The sequence below is a fragment of the Xanthomonas arboricola genome (genome assembly GCF_002940665.1).
Lineage (GTDB): Bacteria > Pseudomonadota > Gammaproteobacteria > Xanthomonadales > Xanthomonadaceae > Xanthomonas > Xanthomonas arboricola_B.
The window spans coordinates 1,271,723-1,293,273 of the sequence record NZ_MIGY01000003.1; the positions used below are offsets into that span (position 1 = coordinate 1,271,723).

Annotated in this window: 21 protein-coding genes; 14 read left to right on the forward strand and 7 right to left on the reverse strand. The window is 65.4% G+C overall.

Features of this window, described 5'->3' with window-relative positions:
- The first annotated feature begins 56 nt into the window (after positions 1 to 56).
- From XarjCFBP7645_RS19285 to XarjCFBP7645_RS19310, 6 genes are all read left to right on the forward strand, one after another.
- On the forward strand, positions 57 to 983 hold the full coding sequence (locus XarjCFBP7645_RS19285; RefSeq protein WP_046345459.1) for a phosphoribosylaminoimidazolesuccinocarboxamide synthase: 927 nt from the start codon (positions 57 to 59) through the stop codon (positions 981 to 983).
- A 579-nt stretch (positions 984 to 1,562) separates the two neighbouring features.
- Positions 1,563 to 1,817, forward strand: a complete 255-nt coding sequence (locus XarjCFBP7645_RS22020) for a hypothetical protein (protein WP_024938205.1) — start codon at positions 1,563 to 1,565, stop codon at positions 1,815 to 1,817.
- Between the two features lie 249 nt (positions 1,818 to 2,066).
- A complete protein-coding gene (locus XarjCFBP7645_RS19295; RefSeq protein ID WP_181126391.1) occupies positions 2,067 to 2,462 on the forward strand; it encodes a hypothetical protein in 396 nt (131 codons plus the stop codon).
- Between the two features lie 109 nt (positions 2,463 to 2,571).
- The gene (locus XarjCFBP7645_RS19300) at positions 2,572 to 4,296 is read left to right on the forward strand and encodes a peptidoglycan-binding protein (protein WP_104538718.1); all 1,725 of its coding nucleotides are present in this window, start codon (positions 2,572 to 2,574) and stop codon (positions 4,294 to 4,296) included.
- A gap of 422 nt (positions 4,297 to 4,718) precedes the next feature.
- The gene (locus XarjCFBP7645_RS19305; protein ID WP_047126205.1) at positions 4,719 to 6,314 is read left to right on the forward strand and encodes a M4 family metallopeptidase; all 1,596 of its coding nucleotides are present in this window, start codon (positions 4,719 to 4,721) and stop codon (positions 6,312 to 6,314) included.
- Positions 6,315 to 6,413: 99 nt separating this feature from the next.
- Positions 6,414 to 6,899, forward strand: coding sequence for a DUF962 domain-containing protein (locus XarjCFBP7645_RS19310; protein WP_047126206.1), 486 nt, complete (start codon positions 6,414 to 6,416; stop codon positions 6,897 to 6,899).
- 148 nt (positions 6,900 to 7,047) lie between these two features.
- On the opposite strand, the gene XarjCFBP7645_RS19315 is transcribed toward XarjCFBP7645_RS19310, so the two are convergent.
- A complete protein-coding gene (locus XarjCFBP7645_RS19315) occupies positions 7,048 to 7,950 on the reverse strand; it encodes an NAD-dependent epimerase/dehydratase family protein (protein ID WP_166775146.1) in 903 nt (300 codons plus the stop codon).
- Between the two features lie 166 nt (positions 7,951 to 8,116).
- On the opposite strand from XarjCFBP7645_RS19315, the gene XarjCFBP7645_RS19320 reads away from it, so the two are divergent.
- From XarjCFBP7645_RS19320 to XarjCFBP7645_RS19345, 6 genes are read left to right on the forward strand one after another with little or no spacing between them, the layout of a single operon-like run.
- Positions 8,117 to 10,945: a monovalent cation/H+ antiporter subunit A gene (locus tag XarjCFBP7645_RS19320; protein ID WP_104538720.1), complete on the forward strand. Its 2,829-nt coding sequence runs from the start codon at positions 8,117 to 8,119 to the stop codon at positions 10,943 to 10,945.
- Positions 10,945 to 11,319: a Na+/H+ antiporter subunit C gene (locus XarjCFBP7645_RS19325; protein ID WP_104538721.1), complete on the forward strand. Its 375-nt coding sequence runs from the start codon at positions 10,945 to 10,947 to the stop codon at positions 11,317 to 11,319. The genes XarjCFBP7645_RS19320 and XarjCFBP7645_RS19325 overlap by 1 nt, the downstream gene beginning before the upstream one ends.
- Positions 11,316 to 12,860, forward strand: a complete 1,545-nt coding sequence (locus XarjCFBP7645_RS19330) for a monovalent cation/H+ antiporter subunit D (RefSeq protein ID WP_104538722.1) — start codon at positions 11,316 to 11,318, stop codon at positions 12,858 to 12,860. Before XarjCFBP7645_RS19325 ends, XarjCFBP7645_RS19330 begins: the two co-directional genes overlap by 4 nt.
- Complete coding sequence (locus XarjCFBP7645_RS19335; protein ID WP_047127937.1) at positions 12,857 to 13,363, forward strand: Na+/H+ antiporter subunit E; 507 nt, start codon at positions 12,857 to 12,859, stop codon at positions 13,361 to 13,363. The genes XarjCFBP7645_RS19330 and XarjCFBP7645_RS19335 overlap by 4 nt, the downstream gene beginning before the upstream one ends.
- Complete coding sequence (locus XarjCFBP7645_RS19340; RefSeq protein WP_104538723.1) at positions 13,360 to 13,644, forward strand: K+/H+ antiporter subunit F; 285 nt, start codon at positions 13,360 to 13,362, stop codon at positions 13,642 to 13,644. Before XarjCFBP7645_RS19335 ends, XarjCFBP7645_RS19340 begins: the two co-directional genes overlap by 4 nt.
- Positions 13,641 to 14,066: a Na+/H+ antiporter subunit G gene (locus XarjCFBP7645_RS19345; protein ID WP_104538724.1), complete on the forward strand. Its 426-nt coding sequence runs from the start codon at positions 13,641 to 13,643 to the stop codon at positions 14,064 to 14,066. Before XarjCFBP7645_RS19340 ends, XarjCFBP7645_RS19345 begins: the two co-directional genes overlap by 4 nt.
- Positions 14,067 to 14,210: 144 nt before the next feature.
- Here the strand turns inward: XarjCFBP7645_RS19345 and XarjCFBP7645_RS19350 are convergent, their stop codons facing one another.
- Positions 14,211 to 14,828 (reverse strand): lectin, encoded by a 618-nt coding sequence (locus XarjCFBP7645_RS19350; protein ID WP_104538725.1) that lies wholly within the window; start codon positions 14,826 to 14,828, stop codon positions 14,211 to 14,213.
- Positions 14,829 to 14,992: 164 nt separating this feature from the next.
- Between XarjCFBP7645_RS19350 and XarjCFBP7645_RS19355 the strand changes: the two genes are divergently transcribed.
- Positions 14,993 to 15,541, forward strand: a complete 549-nt coding sequence (locus tag XarjCFBP7645_RS19355) for a hypothetical protein (RefSeq protein WP_104538726.1) — start codon at positions 14,993 to 14,995, stop codon at positions 15,539 to 15,541.
- Between the two features lie 84 nt (positions 15,542 to 15,625).
- Here the strand turns inward: XarjCFBP7645_RS19355 and hmgA are convergent, their stop codons facing one another.
- From hmgA to hppD, 3 genes are all read right to left on the reverse strand, one after another.
- Positions 15,626 to 16,939 carry a homogentisate 1,2-dioxygenase gene (gene hmgA, locus XarjCFBP7645_RS19360; protein ID WP_104538727.1) on the reverse strand — a complete coding sequence of 438 codons (1,314 nt, stop codon included), beginning with the start codon at positions 16,937 to 16,939 and terminating at the stop codon, positions 15,626 to 15,628.
- A 102-nt stretch (positions 16,940 to 17,041) separates the two neighbouring features.
- Positions 17,042 to 17,434: an endonuclease domain-containing protein gene (locus XarjCFBP7645_RS19365; protein ID WP_104538728.1), complete on the reverse strand. Its 393-nt coding sequence runs from the start codon at positions 17,432 to 17,434 to the stop codon at positions 17,042 to 17,044.
- Positions 17,435 to 17,620: 186 nt separating this feature from the next.
- Positions 17,621 to 18,736, reverse strand: a complete 1,116-nt coding sequence (hppD, locus tag XarjCFBP7645_RS19370; RefSeq protein ID WP_166775148.1) for a 4-hydroxyphenylpyruvate dioxygenase — start codon at positions 18,734 to 18,736, stop codon at positions 17,621 to 17,623.
- 122 nt (positions 18,737 to 18,858) lie between these two features.
- Here hppD and XarjCFBP7645_RS19375 point away from each other — a divergent pair, with 122 nt between their 5' ends.
- Complete coding sequence (locus XarjCFBP7645_RS19375) at positions 18,859 to 19,347, forward strand: MarR family winged helix-turn-helix transcriptional regulator (protein WP_104538729.1); 489 nt, start codon at positions 18,859 to 18,861, stop codon at positions 19,345 to 19,347.
- A gap of 51 nt (positions 19,348 to 19,398) precedes the next feature.
- Here XarjCFBP7645_RS19375 and XarjCFBP7645_RS19380 read toward each other — a convergent pair whose 3' ends face one another.
- A complete protein-coding gene (locus tag XarjCFBP7645_RS19380; RefSeq protein WP_104538730.1) occupies positions 19,399 to 19,989 on the reverse strand; it encodes a thioredoxin family protein in 591 nt (196 codons plus the stop codon).
- An 11-nt stretch (positions 19,990 to 20,000) separates the two neighbouring features.
- Complete coding sequence (locus XarjCFBP7645_RS19385) at positions 20,001 to 21,518, reverse strand: peptide MFS transporter (RefSeq protein WP_104538731.1); 1,518 nt, start codon at positions 21,516 to 21,518, stop codon at positions 20,001 to 20,003.
- Between the last annotated feature and the right edge of the window lie 33 nt (positions 21,519 to 21,551).

A 21,551-nucleotide genomic window follows, 5' to 3' on the forward strand; every position in this document is an offset into this window, starting at 1 on the left:
CCGCGGGCCCGCCGGGTCCCGGGGACAGCGTCATTGCGACGTCCTTAGGAGTGCCTGTGTCGACCACGCTGTTGCAATCCGATCTGCCCGGCCTGCCGTTGCGTCACCGTGGCAAGGTCCGCGATGTCTTCGACATTCCCCGCGAGCGCCTGCCCGCCGATGCGCCCCCGGGCGATTATCTGTTGATGGTGGCGACAGACCGCCTGTCCGCGTTCGACGTCGTGCTGCCCGACCCGATCCCCGGCAAGGGCGAGATGCTGTGCCAGGTCTCCAACTTCTGGTTCCACAAGACCGAACACCTGATGCCCAACCACCTGGTCGACATCACCGTGGAGCAGGTGTTGCCCGAAGGCGTGGACCCGGCGCTGTATGCAAAGCGCGCCGTGGTCACGCGCAAGCTCAAGCCGGTGCCGGTGGAAGCGATCGCACGCGGCTACCTGATCGGCAGCGGCTGGAAGGATTATCAGCGCACCGGCAAGATCAGCGGCATCGAACTCCCCGACGGCCTGCGCCAGGCCGAGAAACTGCCCGAGCCGATCTTTACACCGTCGACCAAGGCCGCGGTCGGCGACCATGACGAGAACATCGACTTCGATGCGATGGTCATGACCGTCGGCGCCGAGCTTGCCGAACGCGTCCGCGATGCCACCTTGCGCATCTACCGTTTTGCCGCCGACTTTGCCGCCGAGCGCGGCATTCTGCTGGCCGACACCAAGTTCGAATTCGGCACCGATGCCGATGGCCGGCTGTACATCATGGACGAGATGCTGACCCCGGACTCGTCGCGTTACTGGCCGGCCGACCAGTACGAACTCGGCACCAGCCCGCCCAGCTACGACAAGCAATTCGTCCGCGACTATCTGGAAACCCTGGACTGGGGCAAGACCGCACCCGGCCCCAGCCTGCCGGCAGAAGTGATCGAACGCACTCGCGCAAAATATGCCGAAGCATTGCAGCGGTTGGCGGGTATTTCGGTCGATTGATCTCCAAGGCCCCGCTCCCGGGGCTTTGAGGCTGTATTAAAGCAACGATGGCGGGCAGCGCTCTTTATCGAGCGCTGAAAGACGCACCCGACGCGGTCTGTTGCCCAAGGAAGTCGCAATGGCTCTCTTGTTATTTGGCGTTCCGCAGATTGCCCGCGTTCGGCAACGCATTGCTGCCAGGGCTGCATTTGCGGCAAGGGCGTCCACCTGTCACATGCCGGCCAGTTTGGGCGATCCTGGACCCCGCAAGCCTTCACATAGCTGCAAGCGGCGCGCGTATAGCATCCCGCCCGCACTCCAGTTGCCCGCCATGATCAGGAGGATCCCTTGGCCCTTTTCCGAACGTCCCTGCACGCCCTCGCACTGAGCCTTGCGCTGGTTGCCTGCAAACCGCCAGCAGAGCCAGCCGTCACTGCGATGCCTGCTGCAACGGCCGCACCCCCGGCCTCGGCACCTGCCACCGCTTCGGCAACGCCTGCTCAGGCATCAACCTGCCCCACTGCCGACTTCTCTGCGTTTCTGAAAAGCTTCAGTGCAGACATTGCGGTACAGGAAAAGGCCACGGCCGATCCACTGACGATGATCCAGCTCGACCCGGACGCACAGCCCGAGCCCGCCCCGGTAACCCGCACGGTGCCGCTGGCCAAGGTCGAATGGCCCGTCATCCCCAACCTGGAGGCAGCCCGCAACGGCGGCCGCGAGGTGACGATTTCCGAAGAAGCCGATGGCCGCCAAGTACTGGTCCGCACACCGGACACCGGCGATCAGCAGGTGTACCACTTCGCCCAGCGCCCTTGCTGGATGCTGGTCAAGGTGGACGATCAGTCTTTGTAAAAACGTCTGTGAGCGCTGGAAGCAGTTTCTGCCGGCTTGATACCCTCACCTACCCCTTAAAACCGTCAAAGAGGCGACCTGATGCGACGCTTCATCTCTGTCCTACCTGCGCTCGGCCTGAGCCTGGTGCTTGCCGCATGCGGTGACAAGCCAGGGCCCGCAGCTGCCACCACCAGCGCGCCCGGTACGCCACCTGCCACTACCCCATCCCCGGCTTCGACAGAAGCAGATACACAAGGACGGAACGACATGATCAAGGAATGCTCCGGCGTGCGCCTGCACCTGAGCGCGTTGCCATCCGGGAGCGGCGGCTCCACCAAAACCCACCTGAAAATGGAGCGTGATGGCCAGCGCCAGGAAGTGGCAGCGCCTCCAGAGATGGCGGACTACACCGCAGTGGGCCTGGGTTGCGCGGAAGACGCAAAAGGAAGCACGTATTTTGTCGTTCAGTACGGCGAGCTTCCTTACGGCTGCGAATTTTGCGAATGGTTCTTCCTGTATGACATCAAGGGTCAGTTGCTGAATCACGCAACACCACCGCTGCATACGCAGGACGGCCAGCAGAGCCCGAATAACGATGAGTACGAACACAAACTCGAAGAGTTGGGACTGAAGCACCCGGAACTGGTGCCTTTCCAACCCTGAGCAAAGGATGCCCGTGCACCGATGGCGGTGCATGGCCAACGCAGTACGCAGTACATGGAGCAGCACCCGTTACAAGGAAGAATCTGTCTCATAGAAAGGAACGCACGACATGACCGACACCACGATCTATACCGAAATGCTTCAGCCACGCGGCGCTGCATACAGCAGTGACCGAATCAAGCCCTGGAGCCATTATCGCGAGCCCATCGACAGCGGAGATGGCCGATTGCATGGCGAATCGCGTCGCTGGGGCGATGCCAGTCCACAAACCCAATCACGGGTAATCGACAGTCTTATCGACGCCTCGCGGGATGCCGGGCTTTCATCGCGCGAGACCGCTTACGTCCTTGCCATCGCCCGAGTTGAATCAGGCTTCAATCCTGATGCTGCTGCGGGCACGACGTCTGCCTCGGGCCTGGGTCAGTTCATCGACCGCACCGGCACGCATTACGGCGTCAACGCATCCAACCGCTTCGACGTGCAAACGCAGTCGCAGGCATTGGTGCAACATTTCATCGATAACCGTGATCTTGCGCGCAGCCGCGGTGAGGGCGAGGACTACATCTACAAATATCACCACGATGGCCCCAGCAAGGATTATGGCGGCCTTGCGCTATCGCGGCGCGAGATTGCCCCTCATCTGGACAACTACACCCAGTTTGTCGAACAGCGTCTTTCCCAGACGCAGGGCAATGCCGTGGACCGGCCGGCACCAGCGATGCACCCGGCCGAACCCAGCCATGGCGCTCGCAGCAATTTCCAGCAAACGATGGAACGCATGCTGCCCGGTCAAGGCAGTACCGATCCGCATATCACCGGTCATTACGGCGAGCACCGCGGCAGCCACGGGCCGCACGGCGGTACCGACTTCAACTACCAGGGTGGCCAGACAGGCCGCAACATGCAGCACCCGACGGTGCATTCGCCGGTCGCCGGAACCGTCACCTTCGCCGGCGGCAACTACGGCACTGTCAAGATTCGCGATGCACAGGGCAACTCGCACGAGATCCTGCATCTGGACGCACTCAAGGTGAAAGAGGGTCAGACACTGTCCGCCGGCGATGCCATCGGCACGATGGGCGGACGCGGCCCGAACGGTAACAGCCAGTACGCGCAGCATGTGCATTACCAGCTGCGCGATGCCAACGGCAAGCTGACCAGTCCGGAGACGTTCTGGAATCAGGGCCATCAGCAGGAGTCCGGCGCGCGCCACTCCCAGCCGGCGACAGCGGCCGGCAACGACACGCTGCGGCATGGCGAGCAAGGCGGCGATGTCGGCAAGCTGCAGCAGGACCTCAACCGTCTCGGCGTGCGCGATGCGCAGGGCAACCGGCTTGCCGAGGATGGCCGCTTTGGCGACAACACGCGTGAGGCGGTGATTGCGTTCCAGAAGCAGCACGGGTTGCAGCCCGATGGCGTGGTGGGGCGAAACACGCAGGCCGCGTTGTCCGCACAACCGGCTCAGGCACAGGCAGGACAGGCGCCGGCCGCTGCGCCCAAGGGCCCGTCGCTCGACGATGCCGCGCATCCGGACCATGCCTTGCACAACGCGATCCGCAGCAAGCTGCCCAGCATGATCTCCAACGAGACCGCGGCCCATGTCACCCTGCAGGCCAAGCAGAACGGTATCGATTCCGCGGACAAGCTGCAGAACGTCACCGTGCAGGATGGCAAGGCATTCGTCATGGGCACCACGCCGGGCTTCCGTGCGGCGGTGGATCTGAACCAGCCGGCTCCCACGCTGGAGCAGACCAGTGCGCAATTGCTGGCTGGCCAGGCTTCGCAGCAGCGCGCGCAGGATGAGCAGCAGCGGGTCGCGATCGGCGGCCGCTGACGGTTCGACGCCGCAGCACGAAAAACCGGCCAGTGGCCGGTTTTTTTGTGCCTGTCTGCTCTCGACAGTAGCGCCGAGAGCGGCGCTGCGGCCGCGCCCGACTGCACACGCCTGCGCGGATTGCCTGTCGTTGCCAGCGGATTGTGCGTCGCTGGAGGTTGGTGCACCCTGCAGACCGCGACAGGACGACATGCATGAAGCGCTGGCGATGTCGCACACGCAGCGATACTCCTGCTGCTCTGCGATGCCCTCCACACCGCAAAGTGGCGCGGCGCACAGAACGCAACACAGCTGTAACTTTTACTACTGTGCTGTCAGGGACTGTGCAAGTTTATCTGCCGGCACCTGTTGCCAGTCGCGATCGGCCGTGATGCGTATCGCCGCCGATCTTTGCATTGCACGTTTTCTGGGAGAGAGTCGTCATGCAAGTTCATGTCCTGGGCGCGGCGATCTGCTGCGCGCTATCGTTTTCTAACATCGCCACTGCTGCGGATCTTTCCGCGGATGCCGCGGTGACGCGCGCGCAATCCTTGTTGGGCAATCGCGCTGCGGCGCTGGCCAACCGTGCAACGGCCGATGCGTTCGTGCCGCGCGACAGCATTGTCGATGCCGATGGCAGCGAGCATGTGCGCTTCGATCGCACGTATCGGGGCCTGCCGGTGATCGGCGGCGATGTGGTGGTGCATTCGCGACGCGGGGTGATGGATCAGCTGAGCCAGAGCATGGACACCAGCGTGCGCCCGAGCATCGTGCCGGGCATCGATGCGGACACGGCAGTGCGCGCGGCCGGTGCGCAGTTCGATCTGGCACCCGATGCCGCGCCGCACGCAAGCCTGGCCTTGTATGCGCGCCAGGGCGCACCGCGGCTGGTCTATGAAGTGATCTACAGCGGCATCAAGCCCGATCAGACGCCGACCGAAATGCATTACATCGTCGACGCAGTCAATCAACGCATTCTCGAATCCTGGGACACGGTGCACACCGCCTGCGCGGGTGGCACCAGTGCGGCCGGCACCGGGCGTTCGCTGTATGCCGGCAGCGTGGCATTGGCAACCACGCGTTGCAGCAGCGGTTACGAGTTGACCGATCTGGGCCGCGGCAGCGGCGCCACCTACAACATGCGCAACAGCACCTCCGGCAACGGCACGCTGGTCACCGATGCCGACAATGCCTGGGGCAGCGGCGCCAACAGCGACACGGTGACCGCAGCGGTGGATGCACACTACGGCGTGGCGTTGACCTGGGACTATTTCCGCACCACCCATGCGCGCAACGGCATTGCCAACGACGGTGTCGGTGCGCGCAGCCGCGTGCATTACGGTAGCCGCTACAACAACGCGTTCTGGCAGGACAGCTGCTTCTGCATGACCTTCGGCGATGGCGACGGCAGCACATTCACGCCGTTGGTGTCGGTGGACGTAGCCGGCCACGAAATGACCCATGGCGTGACCAGCCGCACCGCGCGCCTGGTGTATTCGGGCGAGTCGGGCGGCTTGAACGAAGCCACGTCCGACATCATGGGCGCGATGGTGGAGTACTCCGCCAACAACAGCGCGCAGCCGGGCAATTACCTGATCGGCGAGAAGATCGTCCCGGGCAACAGCAGCGGGACGCTGGCCCTGCGCTACATGTTCAAGCCCAGCCTGGATGGCGATTCGCCCGATTGCTACAGCAGCAGCCTGGGCTCGCTCAACGTGCATTACAGCTCGGGCGTGGCCAACCATTTCTACTATCTGCTGGCCGAAGGCGCGGTGGTGCCAAGCGGCTTCGGATCGGGCACCAGCTGGAACGTGACACCGGCCGGGCTGGTCTGCAACGGCAACACGGCATTGACGGCGATCGGCCGGTCGGCGGCGAGCCGCATCTGGTACCGCGCGTTGACGGTCTACATGACCTCCTCGACCAACTATGCGGCCGCACGCCGGGCGACGCTGAGCGCGGCCACCGATCTGTACGGCAGCACCTCCACGCAGTACCGCGCGGTTGCCGCAGCGTGGAGCGCCGTATCGGTCAACTGATGCATGCCGGCCCCTGCCACGCGCACGGTGCGTGGCAGGGAGCGCGGCTGCCACAGTGCCATTCGCGCGCGTATGCTTGGGTCATTCCTGGGAGGGAACATGACCGAACGCACCAAGACCGCGCGACCGATCGACCGCTATTTCGCCAGCTACGCCGACGATCACCGCAACACGACCAATCAGCAGATCCACGTGCTGGCGGTGCCGGCGATCCTGTGGTCGGTGGTGGCCCTGCTGTGGTGCATCCCGGTCGGCGGCACCTGGTTCAGCAGCGGCGTGTGGGCGGCGTTGGCGATGTTCGCGGCCTGGTCGTACTACAACCGCCTATCGCGTCCGCTCGGGCTGGGCATGCTGGGGATCTTCTTTTTCTTCGGCTGCCTGTGCCGGTTGATCGAAGGCAGAGTCGGACTCACCGGTCTGTTCGCCACGGCGCTGACGGTGTTCGTGCTGGCCTGGATCGCGCAGTTCGTCGGTCACCGGATCGAAGGCCGCAAACCGAGCTTCCTGACCGATCTGACCTATCTGCTGATCGGGCCGATCTGGGTACTGGCCAAGCTCTATCGTCAATTGGGCTGGCGGTACTGAGCGCGAGCGACTGCAGAATGCCGCCATCGTCGGCTTGATCATGATTTGAAAGCGGCGTCGCGCTGCCGTGGCTGACACTCAGGGCGCATCGCCCTGCGGCGGACCGTGCGCCATGCGGGTCTTCCAAGCACATAGGCCCGGACGGGCCTCACTCGCCGATACCGAGCTCTTCGGGCAGGGGACGGAAGGCGCGCGGCGCATAACCGAAGTCGCGACGCGCCGGTTCCAGGTCGAACACCAGGTCATCGCGCATGCGCTGCAATGCCGCCGTATTCATGCCACGCAGGCGCCCCAGCCGCTGCGCAGCGGTCAGCGCAAGGCCGAACAGGCCGGGCGGCACCTGATACAGCCGCGCCGGTCGCGGCAGCGCCGCCAGCACGCGCTCCACCATCTGCGTATAGGCCAGCACTTCGCCGCCGCCCACGGCATAGCTGCGCTGCTGTGTCGCCGGCTGGGCGACCACCGCCAGCGCGGCGCTGGCCAGATCGTCCACATGCACCGGCTGGCGCAACCCGGTCGCGTTGGCCGGCAGCACGAAGGCGCCGGTGCGCTGCGCCAGCCCGGCGATCTGGGTGAGGGTGCGGTCGCGCCCGGCACCATAGACCAGCGTCGGGCGCAGCACCGTGGCCGCGGCGCCACGCGCCTGGGCTGCGGAAAACAGCGCCTGCTCGGCATTTGCCAGGCGCTGCGCGACATCGCGCTCGGCCGCGTCGATCGAGTGTTCCTTGACCTGCAGACTGGTGGAACCGAACGCCACAATGCGCGGAGCCCGCACCGGATTTTCGGCGTACCAGCGTGCGAAATGATCGAGCGGACCGCAGCTGAAGATCACCTCGAATGCCTCGCCCGCGGCAGCCGGCACGGCCAGATCGCCTTGCCGCCAGATCAGCCCGGAACGCGCGGCGCGCGGCTGGCGCGACCATGCCGTCACCTGCCAGCCGCGGCCGAGCAGCCGCGTCAGCAGGCGTTCGCCGATCTGGCCGCTGCCGCCGAACACCAGGGCGCGCGGCGCAGAAACGGCAGTGGACGGAGCGGGATCGGCAGCGGTCACGGGGCTCGGATGCAGTCTGGGTGATCCCAGCATAGCGAGTGACACGCAGTGGCGCGACGCCAAGCCGGCGGCGATTTGCGCATGCGTGCAGCCACGGCGTTGACGCGGACGTCAGTCAACGGTTTGTTAAGCTCTCTGGCCTGCTCGCGAATCTTGTGTTCCCTGCATGCCTTTCTCGCTGGAAATCCTGCTTGCGCTGCCATTTGTGATGGCCGCCGCCACTGCGCTGCTCTGGCGCACCGCCCGTTCGATCACTGCGTGGTTGGCTGCGGCCGCGCCGTTGGGCGGGCTGGTCATCCTGGCAACACTCACACCGGCCGTGCTGCGCGGCGAGGTGATCGGCAGCCAGTACGCGTGGTTGCCGCAGATCGGCTTGATCTTTTCGTTGCGGCTTGATGGCCTGGCGTGGATGTTCGCGTTACTGGTGCTGGGCATCGGTGCGCTGGTGGTGCTGTATGCGCATTACTACCTGAGTGCACGCGACAGCGCATCGCGCTTCTTCGCGTATCTCATGCTGTTCATGGGTGCGATGCTCGGCATGGTGCTGTCGGGCAACCTGCTGTTGCTGATGGTGTTCTGGGAACTCACCAGCATCAGCTCGTTCCTGTTGATCGGCTTCTGGTCGCACCGCAAGGATGCGCGCGAAGGCGCGCGCATGGCCTTCGTGCTGACTGCCGGTGGCGGCCTGGCCCTGCTCGGCGGCATCCTGATGATCGGCCGCATCGTCGGCAGTTTCCAGCTGGATGCGGTGCTGGCGGGCGGCGATCTGATTCGCGCCAGTGCGCTGTATCCGTATGCACTGGGGCTGGTACTGCTGGGCATCTTCACCAAGAGCGCGCAGTTCCCGTTCCACTTCTGGCTGCCGCACGCGATGGCGGCGCCGACGCCGGTATCGGCATATCTGCATTCGGCCACGATGGTGAAGGCCGGCGTGTTCCTGCTGGCGCGCCTGCATCCTGCCCTGGCCGGCACCGATCTGTTCTTCTACACGGTCACCAGCATCGGTGCGATCACGCTGTTGCTCGGCGCATGGCATGCAATCTTCCAGCACGATCTCAAGGGCGTGCTGGCGTATTCGACCATCTCGCATCTGGGCCTGATCACCATGCTGTTCGGCCTGTCCACGCCGATGGCGGTGGTGGCCGGCGTGTTCCACATCCTCAACCATGCGGTGTTCAAGGCCTCGTTGTTCATGGCCGCCGGCATCATCGACCACGAGACCGGCACGCGCGACATGCGCAAGCTGGGCAATCTGCGCCGCCTGATGCCGGTCACCAGCCTACTGGCGATCACCGCCTCGCTGGCGATGGCCGGCGTTCCGTTGCTCAACGGCTTCCTGTCCAAGGAAATGTTCTTTGCCGTGGCGCTGGAAACCGATGCGCCACAGACGATGCGGGTGTTGGCCGGCATCGCCGCACTGCTGGCCGGCCTGCTCGGGGTGGCCTACAGCCTGCGCTTCGTGCACGACACCTTCTTCGGCCAGGGCCCGCGCGACCTGGACACAACCCCGCACGAGCCGCCACGCTGGATGCGGATTCCGGTGGAGGTGCTGGTGCTGATCTGCGTGGCCGTGGGCATCGTGCCGGCCTGGACCATCGCGCCGGTGCTGCGCGCCGGTGCCGCCGCCATCCTTGGCGAGCGCCTGCCCGACTACAGCCTGGCGCTGTGGCATGGCTGGAACTGGCCGCTGGCGATGAGCATCGCCGGCATGGTGGGCGGCACCCTGTTGTACATGGCGCTGCGCCGCACGCTGGACATGTACGCGATCCAGAACCGCTCGCCCGGCAAGGCGCTGTTCAACTGGAACCTGCGCGCGTTGTTCGCCGGCACCGTGCGCATGACCGATGCGGTCACCAACGGCAACCTGCAGCGCATGCTGATGCTGCTGGTGCTGAGCGCTGTCGTGGTGGCGCTGGTGCCGTTCCTGCAGGGCGGCGCATTGCCGGCCTGGCCGGCGCCCACCCCGCTGCCGCTGCTGGGCTGGACGATCTGGCTGCTGATGATCGCCTGCGCCCTGGGCAGCCTGTTCCTGTACAAGCAGCGCCTGCTCGCAGTGCTGGTGCTGGGTGGTACCGGCCTGGCCGTCAGCATGACCTTCGTGTTCCTGTCGGCGCCGGATCTTGCGTTGACCCAGCTGCTGGTGGAGATGGTGACGCTGGTGCTGATGCTGCTGGCGATGAATTACCTGCCCGAGCGCTCGTTGCCCGAGCCCGCGCGCCTGCGCAAGCTGCGCGATGCCGGCATCGCCGTCGTTGGTGGTGCCGGGCTCGCCGCATTGGCCTACACCTTGATGACCCAGCCCAGCCACACGGTCGCCGGCGAGCTGCTGCAGCGTGCGCTGCCGGAAGCCTACGGGCGCAACGTGGTCAACGTGATCCTGGTGGATTTCCGCGGCTTCGATACCTTCGGCGAGATCACCGTCTTCGCGATCGCCGGGCTGGTGGTGCATGCGCTGCTGCGGCGCTCGCGGATGGCGCCGGAGCGCAGCATGCCCGGCCCGCCGATCAAGTTGCCGGTGCCGGCCGATCTGGCGCAGATCATGTTCCCGCTGACGCTGACGGTGTCCCTGTTCCTGTTCCTGCGCGGCCATAACGCACCCGGTGGCGGCTTCATCGCCGGGCTGGTGCTGGCGGTACCGTTGCTGATGCAGTACGTGATCCAGGGCACCGCGTCGGTGGAATCGCGCTTCGGCTTCGACTACATCCGCCTGATCGGCATCGGCCTGCTGTGCGCGCTGGTCAGTGGCGCCGGTGCGCTGGTGTTCGGCATGCCGTTCCTGAGCAGCGGGCATCTGGAGATTCCGTTGCCGCTGCTGGGCGATCTGGAGCTGGCCAGCGCGCTGGGCTTCGACATCGGCGTGTATCTGGTGGTGTTCGGTGCGGCGATGTTGATGCTGTCGATGATGGGCACGATCAAACCCTCGCGCACGCGCAGCTCGCAGCGCGGCGAGATCGACCCCACCCAGCGTTCGACACGCACCGCGGAGCAGCATTGATGGAATTGGCAGTGGCAAGCGCGATCGGCGTCCTCACCGCATTGGCGATCTACCTGTTGCTGCGCGCGCGCAGCTTCGACGTGATCCTGGGGATGACCTTCCTGTCGTACGCGACCAACCTGCTGATCTTCGCCGGTGGGCGGTTGCGCAGCGGCCAGGCGCCGGTGCTGCGCGAGGGCGTGCCAGCCGACCTGCTGCACTACACCGACCCGTTGCCGCAGGCGCTGGTGCTGACCGCGATCGTGATCGCCTTCGCGATGACCGCGGTGAGCCTGGTGCTGGCGATCCGCAGCCGCAGCGACAACGGCAGCGATCATGTGGATGCGCATGAAGACGCCACCACCGGCGTGGACACGCGCGAGGCCCGGCGATGAGCCATCTGCTGATCCTGCCGATCCTGATCCCGATGCTGGGCGCGTCGGCGTCGCTGTTCGTCGAACATCGGCGCTATGGGCCGCGGGTGCAGCGCACGGTGGCATGGGCCAGCATGGCCCTGCTGGCCGTGTCGGTCATCGCCTTGTTGGCGCGCGCCGCCGAAGGCCAGGTGCTGGTGTACCTGCTCGGCGACTGGCCGGCGCGCATCGGCATCGTGCTGATGGGCGACCGCCTGTCGGCATGGATGCTGTTGACCACATTGATCCTGGGCGCGGCCTGCCTGCTGCATGCCTGCGCCGGCTGGGACCGGCGCGCGCCGCATTTCCATGCCCTGTTCCAGTTCCAGCTGATGGGCTTGAACGGCGCATTCCTGACCGGCGACATCTTCAACCTGTTCGTGTTCTTCGAAGTGATGCTGATCGCCTCCTATGGCCTGCTGCTCAGCGGCGGGCGCGGGCTGCAGATGCGTGTGGGCCTGCATTACGTGGTGTTCAACGTATGCGCGTCGACCCTGTTCCTGATCGCGCTGGGCCTGCTGTTCGGCGTGTTCGGCACCTTGAACATGGCCGAGCTGTCGCAACGTATCGCCGCGCTGCCGGCGCAGGACCTGCCGCTGGCCAAGGCCAGCCTGGGCCTGTTGCTGCTGGTGTTCTGCAGCAAGGCCGCGTTGCTGCCGCTGTACCTGTGGTTGCCGGAGACCTATTCGCGCGCACCGGCGGCGGTGGCGGCGTTGTTTGCGATCATGACCAAGGTCGGGCTGTACGCGACGCTGCGGGTGTCGGCGCTGTGGTTCGGCGCCGGTGCCGGCGCGCTGCAGGGCTTCGGCCGCCACGCATTGCTGTGGCTGGGCATCGCCACGCTGCTGATGGCCGCCTTCGGGGTGATGGCCGCATCGCGGCTGCGGGTGATGGTGTCGTATCTGGTGGTGTTCTCGGCGGCGACGTTGTTCATCGCCTTTTCGCTGGACGATGCCGGCGCATTGGGTGCGGGGCTGTACTACCTGCCGCACAGCAGCTTCGTGGCCGCGGCGTTGTTCATGGTGTCGGACCTGATCCGGCGTCGCCGCGGCAGCGCCAGCGACCGCAAGGAAGTGGTCGCGCCGCTGCCGCGGCGTGGGATCCCCGGCGCGATGTTCATGGTCGCCGCGGTGGCGGTCGCCGGACTGCCGCCGTTGTCCGGCTTCCTGGCCAAGGCCGCGTTGCTGCAGCACGTGCCCGAGGGCCTGGTCGGGCCGGTGTGGTTCGCCATCCTGGGCAGCAGCCTGCTGGTGGTGATCGGCCTGACCCGTGCCGGCGTGCGCCTGTTCTGGCGCGTGCCCGAAGCAGTGCAGGACGTCCCCGAGCTGCAGCCGCAACGGCGTGCGCGCATGCGCCCGGTGGAGACTGCCGCCACGCTGCTGTTGCTGGGCGGGCTGGTGGCGATGACGGCCGGTGCCGGCCCGTTGATGCGCTACACCGACGCGGCCGGCGTGCAGCTGCGCGATCCCGGCGCCTACGTCGAGCAGGTACGCGCCACCACGCCGCAACGGAGGCAGCCATGAGCACGCGCTTGCCGCTGCGCAGCCGGCTGCTGCCCTCGCCGTCGCTGAGCGTGACGGTCTTCATTTTCTGGCTGTTGCTCAGCGACAGCTTCGGGCCGCAACAATGGGTACTGGGCTTGTTGCTGGGCTGGGTGGTGCCGATCTTTGCGGCGCGCCTGGACCGCGAGTTCGCCCGCATCGGTTCGCTGCGTTCGGTGCCGCGCATGTTGCTGGTGGCGGCCGGCGACATCGTGCGCTCCAACATCAAGGTGGCTGGCCAGGTGCTCGGCCCGGAGTCGCGCATCCACCCCGGCTTCATCTGGGTGCCGCTGGACATCGCCAACATCCACGGCATTGCCGCGCTGACCAGCATGATCACGCTCACCCCCGGCACGGTGTCGGCGGCGCTCTCGGACGACCGCAAATATCTGCTGGTGCACGTGCTGCACCTGGACGATCCGGACGCCTTGATCGCCGAGATCAAGACCCGCTACGAGAAGCCCCTGATGGAGATCTTTCCATGACCGGCCACATGTTCATCGAATCGACCATCGTCCTCTGCATGCACGCGGTGGGCCTGGCCATGCTGATGGCGCTGTGGCGCCTGCTGCGCGGCCCGAGCGTGCCCGATCGCATCCTGGCGCTGGACACCCTGTCCATCACCGCCATCGCCGAGCTGATGCTGCTGGGCATGTACCTGGATTCGCCGATCTACTTCGAGGCCGCGCTGGTGATCGCGATGCTGGGCTTCGGCAGCACCGTGGTGCTGAGCAAGTTCGTATTGCGTCGGGACATCGTCGAATGATCGCGCTGACCGAATATCTGCTCAGCGCGCTGTTGCTGGTCGGCACCTTCTTCATCCTGATCGGTGCGTTCGGCCTGGTGAAGCTGTCGGACTTTTTCAAGCGCCTGCATGCGCCGACCAAGGCCAGCACGCTGGGCGTGGGCTGCGTGCTGCTGGCATCGGTCGGCTATCACCTGTTCCTGGGTGTGGATCCGCAACCGCGCGAGTTGCTGATCACCGTGTTCCTGTTCATCACCGCACCGATCAGCGCCCATCTGATGGCCAAGGCCGCGCTGTCGCTGATGATGGAAAACCGCCCGGAAGTACCCAATCATGGCGAGACGAAGAAGGAAGGCCTGCCCACGCCGCAGACGCAAGGCGATGTGGGCGAAAACGCCGAAACCGCCAGGCAACACGCCGAGCCCGATGGGGGTCCGCACTGAGGTGTTGCAGCTGCTTCGACACCGCTGCCGGGAGATCTCGACACCTTGCGCTACGCGACACACGCTGCCAGCCGGATCTGATTGCGCGAGCTATGCAGTCGGATGCCGGTGTCGCCGATTCGGCGCCGCGGCAGCCATGACGGGTCAGCCGCAGCCTTCCGCATAATCCACCTGCGGCGGCTGCCCGACCCGCCAGCTGGCGACCTTGCCGTCGGCATCGGTTTCGAACACCAACGCGGACCCGGTGGCCGCATCGGCCATGCGCAGGGTGAACGCGCCGGGGACGTACTTGTGCGGCTGTTCGGTCAGACCTGCCGGATACAGCGCGCGCAGCTGCGCCAGCGTCATGCCGACCGTGCCGCCGCCCGGTGCGAGTTCCTTGGGTTCGGTGGTCTGATAACGCACGAGGCGATCGCCTTCGAACATGAAACCGAAGCGGCGCGCATCGTCGGCCCACTGCGGCCGTAACAGATAGCAGCCGCCATCGCTCGCCGGTTCGCCGCGCAGGTCGCCGCCCCAGGCAGCCCGCGCCTGCGCTGCATCCATGCCCAGGCGCAGATCGCCGTATCCATCCAGGCGCGCAAGCGCAGCCGGCTGCTGGCGCAGGTGCGGCGGAAACGTGCCGGCCGGCGCAGTGGCTGGCGGAACCTCGCCGGCTGGCTGATCGTTGGCGGCTGCCACCGGCGCAGGTGCCGCGTCGGGCGCGGCCGTGGTGGCGTCCTCGGCACGGTTGCAGCCGGTCAGCAACAGCAATGCGCCCATCAAACCGAGCCATCTGGTGGTCATGCATGCATTCCTTACGGGTCCGCCACAGCCTACACAGCCCACATCGCGACGGTGTGCAGAACGCGATGCGTTGCCTCATGCCGATGTCATCGGCGCTTCATTGGCGGCGGGCAAGCTGGGCGCCTCGCAGGACCGCCGCCATGACCCCACGCAAGACCGAGCTCGCCCTCACCGCGCTGCAATCGCACCGCAGTCCACTCACCCTGCTGCAGCGACGCGCGCTGATCCTGGCCGACGGCCAGCGCGATCTGGCAACGTTGGCCGTGCTGCTGGGCGGCGACGGCGCCGCATTGGTGCATGCGCTCTGCGCGATGGGCTATCTGGAGTCCGGCACGCAGGCAGGGAGTGCGACACGCACTGCCCCGGCGTCTGATTCCTCACCGGCAGGCGTGCCCGGTACCCACGTGACGCAGCCAGCGGCACCACCGAGCGAAGAAGACCTGCAGCGCCAGCGTCGTCGCGCGGCCACCAACGCACGGCTGTACCTGCTCGACATCCTGCAACTGCAACGTGGCCCGGTGGCCGCCGCGCTGCACCGGCAACTACAGGCCGCACGCGCCGAAGACGCCATCGGCGCCGCCATTGCCGAAACGCTGCGCGCGTTACCGCAGATCACCTCGGCAACCTACGCCGAGCGCGTACGTGCCCGGATCGGCGAATTGCTGCCGGATGCGCTGCAGGCGGCTTGAGCGGACAACCGGAACCCCCAATCCGACACCTGCGACCTCTGACTGCCGTATTGCCTGATCAGCACATTCGGCTAGCTGCCTGAGCTACTGCGCACCATCGGAGCTGGGCGCCTGAAACGCCGCGCACAACCCGGTCCAGCACTGCTGGTAGTCACCCTGCCGGTGCGCGGCCTGCAAGGCCTGTTCGGTGGGGCGCAACACCGCACGCGTTTCGAACATGAAGGCCATGGTGTCGGCGATCACATCCGGGCGCGTCAGGTCCGCGTGCGAGGCCTTGTCGAAGGTCGCCGCATCCGGGCCATGCCCGCTCATGCAGTTGTGCAGCGAGGCACCGCCCGGCGCGAAGCCGTCGGCCTTGGCATCGTAGACTCCGTGCACCAGCCCCATGAACTCGCTGGCCACATTGCGATGGAACCACGGCGGGCGGAAGGTGTGCTGCGCCACCAGCCAGCGCGGCGGGAAGATCGCAAAATCCATGTTCGCCGTGCCATGCGTGTCGCTGGGCGAGGTCAGCACGGTGAAGATGCTCGGATCCGGATGATCGAAGCTGATCGAGCCGATGGTGTTGAAGCGGCGCAGATCGTAGCGATACGGTGCGTAGTTGCCATGCCAGGCCACCACGTCCAGCGGCGAATGGCCGATGTCCGCACGCCACAGGTGGCCCTGGAATTTGGCCACCAGCTCGAAAGCGCCCTCGCGCTGTTCGAAGGCCGCCTGCGGCGTTTCGAAATCGCGTGCATTGGCCAGCCCGTTGGAACCGATCGGCCCCAGGTCGGGCAGCCGCAGCAATGCGCCGAAGTTTTCGCAGACATAGCCGCGCGCATCGCCATCGGGCAGCTCGACACGAAAGCGTACACCGCGCGGTATCACCCCGATCTGCTGCGGCTCCAGCTCCAGCACGCCGAGCTCGCTATGGATGCGCAGGCGGCCCAGTTGCGGCACCAGCAGCAGCTCGCCGTCGGCATCGTAGAAGAAGCGATCGTGCATCGATGCGTTGGCCGCATACAGATGCACGGCAACACCGGCCATCGCCTCCGGCCCGCCGTTGCCGGCCATGGTGTAGAGACCATCGACGAAATCGGTTGGTGTGGGCGGCAGCGGCAACGGGCTCCAGCGCAATTGATCCGGCGGCACCGGGCCGCGACCGAAGTCGTTGTGGAAGGCCGATTGCGCGATCAACGAGAACGCGCCATGCACCGCCGCCGGGCGGATGCGATAGAGCCAGCTGCGCCGGTTCTCGCTGCGCGGCGCGGTGAACGCGGTGCCGGACAACTGCTCGGCATACAACCCGTGCGCCACACGCTGCGGCGAGTTCTGCCCGAGCGGCAAGGTATCGACCACTGCCTCGGTCGCGAACGCGTTGCCGAAACCGGTCATGTAGTGCTGGTTGTTATGCATGGCATGCGTCCGGATCTTGGCCCTCCCTCCCCGGATGCAGAAGGTTGGGATTGAGTTGAATCAGGCCGCTTTCTTATCGAAGAAGAGCTAAGACCTGGCGGATTAAGCCCCTCTCCCCGCGGGAGAGGGGTTGGGGTGAGGGTACGGCGTAGCGACCACCTTGAAGATCATCTCGACCACCGCATCCAGCGAAAGCAACACATCGTTGTTCCAGAACCGCAGCATTCTCCAGCCCTTCGATTGCAGCCACCGCGTTCTTGCCTGATCGCTGGATGTCTGATGCTGCGATCCATCCAGTTCAACAAGCAACGCCGCATCAATACAACAAAAATCTGCGATGTACGGCGGAATCGGATGCTGACGCCTGAATTTGAAACCTTGTAGCTGATTGCTGCGGAGACAGCGCCAAAGTGCGCGCTCTGCTTCTGTCATCCCTGTCCGTAGCGCACGCGCGTTGGTGAGCGCAACGGTGGGTAATGGCGGTTTGATTTTCATCGCTCCACCGTACTCTCACCCCAACCCCCGCTCCGCGCCCCGGTCCGCGCCAGCAGCGCGGGCGCTCCAAGGCACGCGCGCCAGTGGCGCGCAAGGTGTGCCTTCTCGCCCCGTGGGGAGAGGGGCTTTAACAACGTGCGTCTTGGTTGCCCCGAATCCCGAATCCCGAATCCCCAATCCCCGCCCTCAAAGCACCCCACGCTTCATCTGATCGCGCTCGATGCTCTCGAACAGCGCCTGGAAATTGCCTTCGCCGAAACCCTCGTTGCCCTTGCGCTGGATGATCTCGAAGAAGATCGGGCCGATGCAGTTCTGGGTGAAAATCTGCAGCAGCTTGCGCTGCTTGGTGTCCACGTCGGCGTCGATCAGAATCTTGTTGCGGCGCAGGCGTTCGACATCCTCGCCGTGATCGGGGATGCGCAGGTCCACCACGTCGAAGTAGGTGTCGGGCGTGTCCAGGAATGTCACGCCGGCCTCGCGCATCTTTTCCACCGAGCTGTAGATGTCGTCGGTGAAGCAGGCGATGTGCTGGATGCCTTCGCCGTGGTAGGCGTCCAGATACTCGTTGATCTGGCTCTTGGGGTCGGAGGATTCGTTGAGCGGAATGCGCACGATGCCGTCCGGGGCGGTCATCGCCTTGGACACCAGGCCGGTCTTGGCGCCCTTGATGTCGAAGTAGCGGATCTCACGGAAGTTGAACAGGCGCTCGTAATAGTCCGACCAGCGCTGCATGTTGCCGAAGTACAGGTTGTGGGTCAGGTGGTCGATGAAGGTCAGCCCGAAGCCGGCCGGATGCTGGTCGGCGCCTTCGATCGGCTCGAAGTCGGCGTCGTAGATGCTGCCCGCATCGCCATAGCGGTCCACCAGATACAGCATGCAGTCGCCGATGCCCTTGACCACCGGGGCCGGCACGGCGCGGGTGTCGGCCTTGTCCTGCACCGCTTCGCCACCGTTGCCCAGCACGGTCTCCAGCACGGTCTGCGCCGGGGTGCGGAAGCGGATCGCAAAGCCGCAGGCACTCGGGCCGTGCGCGGCGGCGAAATCGGCGGCAAACGAATCCGGGTCTTCGTTGAGCAGGAAGTTGACCCCACCCTGGCGATAGACGGTAATGGCACGGCTGCGGTGGCGCAGCACCGCGCTGAAGCCCATCTTGCGAAAGTAGTCGTGCAGCTGCGCCGCCTGGTCGGCGGGCGCGGCGAATTCGACGAATTCGAACCCGTCGATCCCCATCGGATTGTCGAAGGTGGTGACCTGCATGCCCAGGTTCGGGCGGGTCGCGGTACTGCTCGGTTGTGCGCTCATCGTCGTTTCTCCACGCTAGGCCGTCCGCAGGGCTATGCGGGGTGGCAGAAGACCCGCGAGAATGCGCAGGCCACCCAAGGTTTGTAGTTGCAAATGAAACCAAAATCAAGACACAGTGCAGCATGAGCGATCTCGACGCCCCTACCCCGCCGCAACATCCTGTGCTGCTCAACCTCGAGCAGTTTCTGCCGTATCGCCTGAGCGTGCTGTCCAACCGCATCAGCAGCAACATCGCCAAGGTCTACGGCGATCGTTACGGCATGGCCATCCCCGAGTGGCGGGTGATCACCATCCTGGCGCTGTATCCGGGTTCCTCGGCCAGCGAGGTCTCCGACCGCACCGCGATGGACAAGGTTGCCGTCAGCCGCGCCGTGGCGCGTCTGCTGGAGCGCGGCTTCATCCGGCGCGAAACCCATGGCGACGACCGCCGCCGCTCGATGCTGGCACTGTCGCCGGCCGGCCGCCAGGTCTACGAGACCGTCGCCCCGCTGGTCAACGAGATGGAACAGCGGCTGATGTCGGTGTTCAGTGCCGACGAGCAGCAGATCCTGGAAAAGCTGATCGACCGGCTGGCCAAGGACGGGCTGCCGCGCATGGCCGGCAAGGACTGATAAAAAAACCCCCGCAGTGCGGGGGTTTTTGCATGACGCGGCAACGACGGGTTACGCCTGCGGCGGCGCCCACTGCTTGAGGAAATCGAACAGCTTCCGGCGGTCGAAGCCCTCGCCCTTGCGCAGGTCCGGGCCGGCCTGGGTGGTCAGCAGCTTGCCGTCGTTGTCCAGCACCAGCAGCGACGGATAGTCGTTGAGCTGGGCGAACTGCGACAGGAACGCGGCGTTTTCGTTGGCCGCGTCGCGATTGACCTTGACCACCACGAAGTGCGCATCGCGGAAGCTGCGCAACTCCGCATCGCCGCCCATCAGCTCGTCCAGCGCCTTGCACGGCTCGCAGGCCGCATTGCCGACATTGAGCACGATGCGCTTGCCGCCGCGCTTGGCCTCGACCTTGGCGGTCTCCAGATCGGCGGCCGGATCGCGCGAAGGGTCGTACTGCGCATTGAGCGCCGCCGCCGCGGCGATGTCCGCCGCAGTGGGCGTATTGCCCGAGGACACCGGCTGGCTGGGATCGGCGCTGGGCGGCTTCTGCATCGAGGTATCCAGCGGCCGTGGCGCCTCCTGTTGCTCGGTGGGCTGCCCGCAGGCGCTCAACAGACCTGCCAGCAGCAGGCCACAGACAGTGGGTTTGATCGGCATTGCTGTTCTCCTCACTTCACACCATGCATCAGTTTGTTGATCAACGGCGCGATCAGGAACAACACCGCGCCAGCGCCCAACAGCGCCCAAAATCCGAAGGTATACCCGCTCAGGGCCGAGGACACGCTCATCCCTTCGTTTCCGCTGACATGCCCGGCAAAAATGCCCGACAGGTTGTTGCCGATGCCGGTGGACAGGAACCAGCCGCCCATTCCGAAACCGACCAGGCGCACCGGTGCCAGCTTGGTCACCATCGACAGGCCGATCGGCGACAGGCACAGCTCGCCCACCGACTGGATCACGTACACCATGAACAAGGTCCAGAACGGCACCTTGCCAGCATCGTTGACCAGGCTCGACAGTGCAAACATCAGCAGCAGGAACGCCAGGCCGTTGAACAGCAGGCCCAGGCCGAACTTGCGCGGAATCGACGGGTTCAAGCGGCCGGCCTTGACCCAGATCCAGGCGATGATCGGCGCCAGCGTGATGATGGCAATCGAGTTCACCGACTGGAACCAGGCGGTCGGGAAGGTCCAGTCGCCGAAACCACGGTCGACGATGTTGTCGGCCAGGAAGGTGAACGAGCTGCCGGCCTGTTCGAAGAACATCCAGAACAGCACGTTGAAGGCGAAGATGATCAGCATCGCGATCACCTTGTCGCGCTGCACCTTGCCTTCGCGGATGCCTTCGACCAGCAGCATCACCGACAGGCCGACGAACAACACGGTCAGCACGATCTGCAGCACGTCCGCACCGACGGCGAGCAGGAAGTACACCACCGGGATCGCCAGCACACAGCCGACCAGCACCATCAGCACGCGGCCGATGCCTTGCGCGTTCGGTGCCGGTACGCCGATGCCCTTGAGCTGCGCGCGGCCAATCCAAAACCACACCAGGCTGATCAGCATGCCCACGCCGGAGGCCACGAACACCATCTTGTAGGACGGCATGGCGTCGGTGCCGAACACCTTTTCAGCCAGCAGCTGGGTCAGCACCGGCGAGATCATCGCGCCGAGGTTGATGCCCATGTAGAAGATGGTGAAGCCGCTGTCGCGGCGCGGATCGGCTACCGAGTACAGCTTGCCGACCATGGTGGAGATGTTGGGCTTGAACAGTCCGTTGCCCACCACCACGGTGGCCAGGCCGATCTCGAACATGGTGTGGTCGGGAATGGCGATCAGGAACAGGCCGGTGGCCATGACGGCCGCACCGACCAGGATCGAGCGTTGGTAGCCGAGCACGCGGTCGGCCACGTAGCCACCGAAGATCGCTGCCGCATACACCAGCGCCAGATAGGCGCCATAGGTGCGTCCGGCCGGCGCCTGGCCGGTGGCATCGCCGTTGAAGAACTGCGCCACGATGTACAGCACCAGCGCCCAACGAATGCCGTAAAACGCAAAGCGTTCCCAGAATTCGGTCATGAACAGCATCCACAGCGGCCGGGGATGACCGAGCAGCGTGGGGAACTCTGGCGGTGCCGGCGGCGGCGGAGTGGAGGCGGAAGTCGGCGCGGTCGCGTCAACGCTCATGGAATGTCCCTTGCGTATTCAGTAATGGCTGGG

What these genes read in the sequence shown, in the direction of transcription:
- XarjCFBP7645_RS22020 (WP_024938205.1), top strand. Translation starts at nt 1,563, where the DNA reads ATGATCCAGCTCGACCCGGACGCACAGCCCGAGCCCGCCCCGGTAACC.
- XarjCFBP7645_RS19295 (WP_181126391.1), top strand. Translation starts at nt 2,067, where the DNA reads ATGATCAAGGAATGCTCCGGCGTGCGCCTGCACCTGAGCGCGTTGCCA.
- XarjCFBP7645_RS19300 (WP_104538718.1), top strand. Translation starts at nt 2,572, where the DNA reads ATGACCGACACCACGATCTATACCGAAATGCTTCAGCCACGCGGCGCT.
- XarjCFBP7645_RS19305 (WP_047126205.1), top strand. Translation starts at nt 4,719, where the DNA reads ATGCAAGTTCATGTCCTGGGCGCGGCGATCTGCTGCGCGCTATCGTTT.
- XarjCFBP7645_RS19310 (WP_047126206.1), top strand. Translation starts at nt 6,414, where the DNA reads ATGACCGAACGCACCAAGACCGCGCGACCGATCGACCGCTATTTCGCC.
- XarjCFBP7645_RS19320 (WP_104538720.1), top strand. Translation starts at nt 8,117, where the DNA reads ATGCCTTTCTCGCTGGAAATCCTGCTTGCGCTGCCATTTGTGATGGCC.
- XarjCFBP7645_RS19325 (WP_104538721.1), top strand. Translation starts at nt 10,945, where the DNA reads ATGGAATTGGCAGTGGCAAGCGCGATCGGCGTCCTCACCGCATTGGCG.
- XarjCFBP7645_RS19330 (WP_104538722.1), top strand. Translation starts at nt 11,316, where the DNA reads ATGAGCCATCTGCTGATCCTGCCGATCCTGATCCCGATGCTGGGCGCG.
- XarjCFBP7645_RS19335 (WP_047127937.1), top strand. Translation starts at nt 12,857, where the DNA reads ATGAGCACGCGCTTGCCGCTGCGCAGCCGGCTGCTGCCCTCGCCGTCG.
- XarjCFBP7645_RS19340 (WP_104538723.1), top strand. Translation starts at nt 13,360, where the DNA reads ATGACCGGCCACATGTTCATCGAATCGACCATCGTCCTCTGCATGCAC.
- XarjCFBP7645_RS19345 (WP_104538724.1), top strand. Translation starts at nt 13,641, where the DNA reads ATGATCGCGCTGACCGAATATCTGCTCAGCGCGCTGTTGCTGGTCGGC.
- XarjCFBP7645_RS19350 (WP_104538725.1), bottom strand. Translation starts at nt 14,828, where the DNA reads ATGGGCGCATTGCTGTTGCTGACCGGCTGCAACCGTGCCGAGGACGCC.
- XarjCFBP7645_RS19355 (WP_104538726.1), top strand. Translation starts at nt 14,993, where the DNA reads ATGACCCCACGCAAGACCGAGCTCGCCCTCACCGCGCTGCAATCGCAC.
- hmgA (WP_104538727.1), bottom strand. Translation starts at nt 16,939, where the DNA reads ATGCATAACAACCAGCACTACATGACCGGTTTCGGCAACGCGTTCGCG.
- XarjCFBP7645_RS19365 (WP_104538728.1), bottom strand. Translation starts at nt 17,434, where the DNA reads ATGAAAATCAAACCGCCATTACCCACCGTTGCGCTCACCAACGCGCGT.
- hppD (WP_166775148.1), bottom strand. Translation starts at nt 18,736, where the DNA reads ATGAGCGCACAACCGAGCAGTACCGCGACCCGCCCGAACCTGGGCATG.
- XarjCFBP7645_RS19375 (WP_104538729.1), top strand. Translation starts at nt 18,859, where the DNA reads ATGAGCGATCTCGACGCCCCTACCCCGCCGCAACATCCTGTGCTGCTC.
- XarjCFBP7645_RS19380 (WP_104538730.1), bottom strand. Translation starts at nt 19,989, where the DNA reads ATGCCGATCAAACCCACTGTCTGTGGCCTGCTGCTGGCAGGTCTGTTG.
- XarjCFBP7645_RS19385 (WP_104538731.1), bottom strand. Translation starts at nt 21,518, where the DNA reads ATGAGCGTTGACGCGACCGCGCCGACTTCCGCCTCCACTCCGCCGCCG.